General features: G+C 31.3%; 7 protein-coding genes. 6 read left to right on the top strand and 1 reads right to left on the bottom strand.

The annotated features are described in order from the left end of the window. Positions 1 to 146 precede the first annotated feature (146 nt). From A2255_09195 to A2255_09185, 3 genes are all read left to right on the top strand, one after another. Positions 147 to 665 carry a hypothetical protein gene (locus tag A2255_09195; protein ID OGI21222.1) on the top strand — a complete coding sequence of 173 codons (519 nt, stop codon included), beginning with the start codon at positions 147 to 149 and terminating at the stop codon, positions 663 to 665. Positions 666 to 881: 216 nt separating this feature from the next. Continuing rightward, positions 882 to 1340, top strand: coding sequence for a hypothetical protein (locus tag A2255_09190; GenBank protein ID OGI21221.1), 459 nt, complete (start codon positions 882 to 884; stop codon positions 1338 to 1340). A gap of 197 nt (positions 1341 to 1537) precedes the next feature. Next, on the top strand, positions 1538 to 1825 hold the full coding sequence (locus A2255_09185) for a peptidylprolyl isomerase (GenBank protein ID OGI21220.1): 288 nt from the start codon (positions 1538 to 1540) through the stop codon (positions 1823 to 1825). Between the two features lie 96 nt (positions 1826 to 1921). Here the strand turns inward: A2255_09185 and A2255_09180 are convergent, their stop codons facing one another. Then, positions 1922 to 3199 carry an adenosylhomocysteinase gene (locus A2255_09180; protein OGI21219.1) on the bottom strand — a complete coding sequence of 426 codons (1278 nt, stop codon included), beginning with the start codon at positions 3197 to 3199 and terminating at the stop codon, positions 1922 to 1924. 283 nt (positions 3200 to 3482) lie between these two features. Between A2255_09180 and A2255_09175 the strand changes: the two genes are divergently transcribed. Genes A2255_09175 through A2255_09165 form a run of 3 tightly spaced genes read left to right on the top strand, consistent with a single transcriptional unit; the run spans position 3483 to position 5685 of the window. Next, a complete protein-coding gene (locus A2255_09175) occupies positions 3483 to 4301 on the top strand; it encodes a hypothetical protein (protein ID OGI21233.1) in 819 nt (272 codons plus the stop codon). Next, positions 4298 to 4852: a hypothetical protein gene (locus A2255_09170; protein OGI21218.1), complete on the top strand. Its 555-nt coding sequence runs from the start codon at positions 4298 to 4300 to the stop codon at positions 4850 to 4852. Before A2255_09175 ends, A2255_09170 begins: the two co-directional genes overlap by 4 nt. Further along, positions 4834 to 5685 (top strand): hypothetical protein, encoded by an 852-nt coding sequence (locus A2255_09165; protein OGI21217.1) that lies wholly within the window; start codon positions 4834 to 4836, stop codon positions 5683 to 5685. Before A2255_09170 ends, A2255_09165 begins: the two co-directional genes overlap by 19 nt. Positions 5686 to 5724 lie beyond the last annotated feature (39 nt).

Here is a 5724-nt window from a genome sequence, read left to right as displayed (position 1 = left end):
TGCTACTTTCTCCTTATGGCTATGAATCAGGCCGCTATGCGATAAGAAACCTGGATAAAGATATTAAGCAAAAAATTCAGGTCAAATCACCTGTTATAATTGATGGTGGTACTAATAAAGGTGATTTGACATATAAATTTTTAAGAATGTATCATAATAAGTGTACAGTGCATTGTTTTGAACCAATACCTGAATTAGCAAAAGCTTTGGAAGATAAGTTTAAGAAATTTGACCAAGTAACTATACATAACAAAGCTCTTGGTGATGAAAATAAAAATATCTCATTTTATGTTACTAACTTTAATCCAGCATCATCAGTCTTAAAACCTGCTGAACCAAGTTATACAATCAAGCAAACTATAGATGTGGACCAAGTAAGACTTGATGAAATCTTAAATAGCGAGATTGATATCTTGAAATTAGACTTACAAGGATATGAAATTCAAGCACTAATAGGATGCGAAAAGCTACTCCCACAAACTAAGCTAATTCTCACGGAAGTTGAATTTGATACATTATATGAAAATCAGCCACTTTTTGGGGAAGTTGATACGTTTTTAAGAGAAAAAGGCTTTAAATTATTTAACTTATACGACATTTATACAGATGAAAATGGACAATTATCATCTGCTGATGCTTTATACCTTAATAAAGAATATTTTTAATTTTTATTAACCAGATTTCACAAGGGTACTACACGTGTAGTACCCTTGATTATTTCCCCTATAAAGTCTTTGGTTGATCTATATACTGTTATTTTTATAAAATAGTTACAAAGCAAAATACAAGAAATTTTAAAAAATGAATTGAAGCACAACATTTTTATGCTATAGTTTTTTGTAGATACTTGAGGAAGAATATATTCGTGAGGAGATTGAGGTGTGAGCACATTTTTAGATATTACTACTCGAGAAAAACATTCTGTAAATACAGATGATGAGCACTTTCCTGGAGTAAATAACACTTTAAATCAGGTTAATAATGAAAATACTACTAATATTCTGGATAATTTAAGAAAATCATTTTTAAATACTCAGGAAAAAGAAAATATTTTTACACAGAATTCAGGTTTAAATATATTTGTTAGCAATATCATTGATGATAAACAGGATATTATCGATAATTTATCAAAAGTTATTGATGAAAAGCTTGAGAATATAGATGGAAAATTATATAAAATAGACGAAATTATAGAAAAATTTGCCAAATGCAAAACTGAAAATGAAAGATTAAAATCAAAAATATCAAACCTAAGAGATGAAAACTATGTTCTAAAAAATGAGATTGGAAAGTTTAGCAAACTGGCTTTTAGTATATTTTTTAAAAAAAGCAAGCATTAATTTTTTAATTTCAAGAATTAAATATAAACAGCTAAATGCTTAAAAACTCAAAGTATTTGTATATCAATACTTCGAGTTTTTTAAAAAGTATCTTCATGAAAATAGACTTATAAATTAAAATAGTATTAAAAGTTCTTATATAAAAATTTTAATTTTTGGTAATTAGAGCTATACCTGTAAAATAAAAAGGATAGAAAATGGAAAAGTTAACAGAAGTGAGAGCAAGCCATATATTGGTTGCCACAAAAGAAGAAGCTGACAAAATTAGAGAAGAGATTTTAAATGGTAAAGACTTTGGACATGCCGCAAGAAAAAATTCCAAATGTCCATCAGGGTATCAGGGTGGTGATCTTGGATTCTTTAAAAGAGGAAATATGGTTGCAGAGTTTGAAAATGCAGCTTATACCTTACCAATTAATGAAATTTCAGAACCTGTAAAAACACAATTTGGTTGGCATTTAATCATGGTTACAGATCAACGTTAATTCCAATTTTAAAGCTTGACTGATCTAACTTATTTTTATTTAAAAAACAGAAGCCGCTCTCAAATGAGAACGGCTTTTGAATATATCATTAAAGATTTATGTTCCTATTTGCCAACTATTTAAGTACTCAACCATAGCAGGTGTTAAAGTGTCTATTTCAACTCCCATTGATTTGAGTTTTAATCCCGCAATGTCAAGATCAACTTGTGCAGGAAGAACATAAACTTGATTTTCTAATTTACCTTGATTTGTCACTAAATGCTCAACAGCAAGAGCCTGGTTAGCAAAACTCATATCCATAACACTTGCAGGATGCCCTTCAGCAGCTGCAAGGTTAACTAATCTACCCTCGCCTAATACAAGCACTGATTTACCATTTTCTAAGACGTATTCCTCTAAAAAAGGTCTTATTTGTTTAATCTCTTTAGTTACAGTTTTAAGACCTTCTAGGTTAAGCTCAAGATCAAAGTGACCTGAGTTACATACCATAGCGCCATCTTTCATTTCTTTAAAATGGGATAAGTCAATTACGTGTCTATTTCCTGTAACTGTAATGAATATATCGCCTATTTTAGCAGCTTCATTCATTGGCATTACTCTAAATCCATCCATAACAGCTTCAATAGCTTTTATAGGATTAATTTCAGTAACGATTACGTTAGCACCAAGACCTCTTGCTCTCATAGCAGTACCTTTACCACACCAGCCATAACCGACTACTACGACATTTTTTCCTGCAAGAAGAATATTTGTAGCTCTAATTACTCCATCAAGAGTACTTTGGCCTGTACCGTATCTGTTATCAAAGAAATGTTTTGTCTGAGAATCATTAACAGCCATTGCAGGAAAAGCTAATTTATTATCTTTTTCCATAGCTTTTAATCTTACAATACCTGTTGTTGTTTCTTCAGTAGTACCAATAATATCTTTAATTTGATCAGGTCTTTCTTGAATAAGAGTTGCAACCACATCAGAACCGTCATCAATAATGATTTGAGGCTTATGATCAAGAGCCAAATTTACGTGCCTTGTATAAGTAGCTGTATCTTCACCTTTAATAGCAAAAACAGAAATTCCATAGTCTTTAACTAAAGATGCAGCTACATCATCTTGTGTAGAAAGAGGGTTTGATGCAATTAAAATAGCATCAGCTCCACCTTCTTTTAATGTAATTGCAAGATTTGCTGTCTCTTTTGTAACATGGCAGCAAGCTGCAATCTTAATCCCCTGTAAAGGTTTTTCTTTAGAAAATCTTTCTCTAATAAACTGTAAAACAGGCATATCTTTGTTTGCCCACTCAATTTGCTTTTTACCTTGATTCGCAAGATTAATGTCTTTAATTTCATATTTCACTTGAGCGTCCGTCATTACCATTATTCTTCTCCATATTTACTTGTAAAACGAATTTAGTAAATAGTATAACAAATAAATAATTTTAAACCAGTCTAAATTAAGTATTAAAGTTAGCCAACAAAAATAAAATAACACAGTTTAGCTAAGTTTTTTACCTTTAAAAGCCAAATACAATATTTGAATGATGTCTTCTAACCTTTGTCCAATTAAATTTATGTTAGGAAATATTTCCTGACCAACTAATCATGATCAAAAAAATCGACTGGGAAGATAAGGGTTTTAAATGGATACTAGAGAAGGTATCATGACAAAAACAGCGAGTCAGAAGCAAAAAAAGCTTTCTGATTCAGATGTAGATAAACTCTGGGCTCAATATGTTCTTGATAAGAATAATAAAGAGACCAGGGATAAGCTTATTGTTCAATATATTTATCTTATTAAGTACGTAGTCGGCAGATTAAGAATGAATCTTCCTGGTTCTATAGCGACTGATGATATAGCAGGCTACGGTGTAGAAGGTCTAATTGATGCCATTGAGCGTTTCGTGCCCAGCAAAGGAGTCAGGTTTGAGACCTATGCCCTTATGCGTATAAGAGGCGCCATCATCGACAGAATTAGAAGTCAGGACTGGGTTCCAAGAGGAACACAAAGAAGATTTAAGAAAATTCAAAACGCAGTACTAAAATTACAGCTCAAACTAGGTAGGGCTCCTTCAACAGAAGAAATTGCCATAGAAATTGAAACAACAAAAGAAAAAGTTGAAAGTACAATGGCAGAAATGGAAACCAATTCTCTAGTTTCCCTTTACGATAGTAGAGATTCTTCCTCTTCTGAAGGCTTAGAAATAATCGATACTATACAAGATACTAACGCACCAGACCCTTTAACGCAGCTAGAAGCTACAGATGTCAAAAAAGAACTATCTACAGCCTTATCGAAATTGCCTGAAAGAGAAAAAATGATTCTAGCACTTTATTACCATGAAAATATGACCCTAAAGGAAATCGGTGAAGCTATATCTATCTCGGAATCAAGAGTTTGTCAGCTTCATGCACAAGCTATTATGAAATTAAGGAAATTACTAACTACAAAAGAATTAGCAACAAGAAAAATAATAAAATGAATCATGAAAATATAAAATTAGCATACGGAACAGCATATTCATCCAATACAAATGGATATGTTGGTGCTGTATTAATAACAGATTACAAAGGATTTCCTATTGAATTCAGGCATACTGATCCTATAATACCAACTAAAATACAGCAAGTATTATACGGAGAAGGACTTGAAAAGTACGTAAAAGTTGACGTAATACTAGATAGCCTGCTTAAGATTTTATCAAGTAAGATATCCGTACTACTTGTACAAGATGACGATCTCTTAGAATATAAAACTGATAATGTAGTAATTATTAGAGTTTCATCAACAAAATCTCCTCCTTTATCTCAACCGGGAGAGATTTCCAAGGTAAAGACATCAGAATACTTGCTACAAAACTCTCATTCGAATAATCCTGTCAGATTACAGTTCAGCACACACTTTAACTGTGAAGGTGAACAATTTAGATCAATTATAGAAACCCTGACGGAGTCTGGTAAATTTATGGATATTGATGAACCGCTCAATAGAGTATACAAAACTCTAGAATTAGTATGCAATCAAGAAGTTTAACTTTCATATACAGGCTACTTCTAACAGAAATCAGCCTAAAAAAAATATACTTTTTCCTGTTAAGAAAACTAACAGGACTAAAAACTATTGTGCATTCTCATATTTTTAGCGAATTTCCAAATACAATAAACCTATTAGACCTGCATTCAAAAGATATTAAGACGAAAGAACTTAATCCAATATATGTCCTCATTAGACAAAAAACCATTGAATGCAAAATAAACTTTAACAATATTAAAGACTCTCTAAAAATCAATTTACCCGGAATCCATGAAATTCCACCAATCTATACTATGATCAGGTGGAGACATACGGATTTAAGCGTTATAACCCAATGCAGAAGCTATTTACTTGGATTATCAGCTAAAATAAATCTTATTTTAAATCAAGATTTCTCCCTTAAAACAGAAATCAAAGTAAAAAAGATAGATGAAGATGCTATAGAGTTAGATAGAAGAGTAAGAACGACTGAAGAAATTATTGAATTATCTCCATACGTACGTAAAGCTAAAAAAGGCACATTATATAAAATACCTATAATCAAAAAGCCATTATACAAGCTATATTTTACAGATGATCAAATGAATGATTTTAAAGAAATCCTTGCAAAACAGGCAAAAACAAGAAAAACTAATATTGAAATTGTCAGTATTTACGACAAGTTAAATATAGAATATTACTCTTCAATCAAGCAGGATCAAGATAGAAAAAACTTAATTTGCTATCTAAACAACAAATTAGACATTATTAACAATAAGGTTATGTACCATCTGGTAATTGGCAGAAAAAAAGATTCCCAGGAAGTAATAAAATCATTAGCTTTGTTAGAATAAATAGTAGTGCTACAACGTAAACTGAGTAACTAAGAACCC

This window comes from Candidatus Melainabacteria bacterium RIFOXYA2_FULL_32_9, from assembly GCA_001784615.1.
GTDB lineage: Bacteria > Cyanobacteriota > Vampirovibrionia > Gastranaerophilales > UBA9579 > UBA9579.
This window is presented reverse-complemented; position numbering and strand designations above follow the sequence as displayed.

What these genes read in the sequence shown, in the direction of transcription:
- A2255_09195 (OGI21222.1), top strand. Translation starts at nt 147, where the DNA reads ATGTATCATAATAAGTGTACAGTGCATTGTTTTGAACCAATACCTGAA.
- A2255_09185 (OGI21220.1), top strand. Translation starts at nt 1,538, where the DNA reads ATGGAAAAGTTAACAGAAGTGAGAGCAAGCCATATATTGGTTGCCACA.
- A2255_09175 (OGI21233.1), top strand. Translation starts at nt 3,483, where the DNA reads ATGACAAAAACAGCGAGTCAGAAGCAAAAAAAGCTTTCTGATTCAGAT.
- A2255_09165 (OGI21217.1), top strand. Translation starts at nt 4,834, where the DNA reads ATGCAATCAAGAAGTTTAACTTTCATATACAGGCTACTTCTAACAGAA.
- A2255_09180 (OGI21219.1), bottom strand. Translation starts at nt 3,199, where the DNA reads ATGGTAATGACGGACGCTCAAGTGAAATATGAAATTAAAGACATTAAT.
- A2255_09170 (OGI21218.1), top strand. Translation starts at nt 4,298, where the DNA reads ATGAATCATGAAAATATAAAATTAGCATACGGAACAGCATATTCATCC.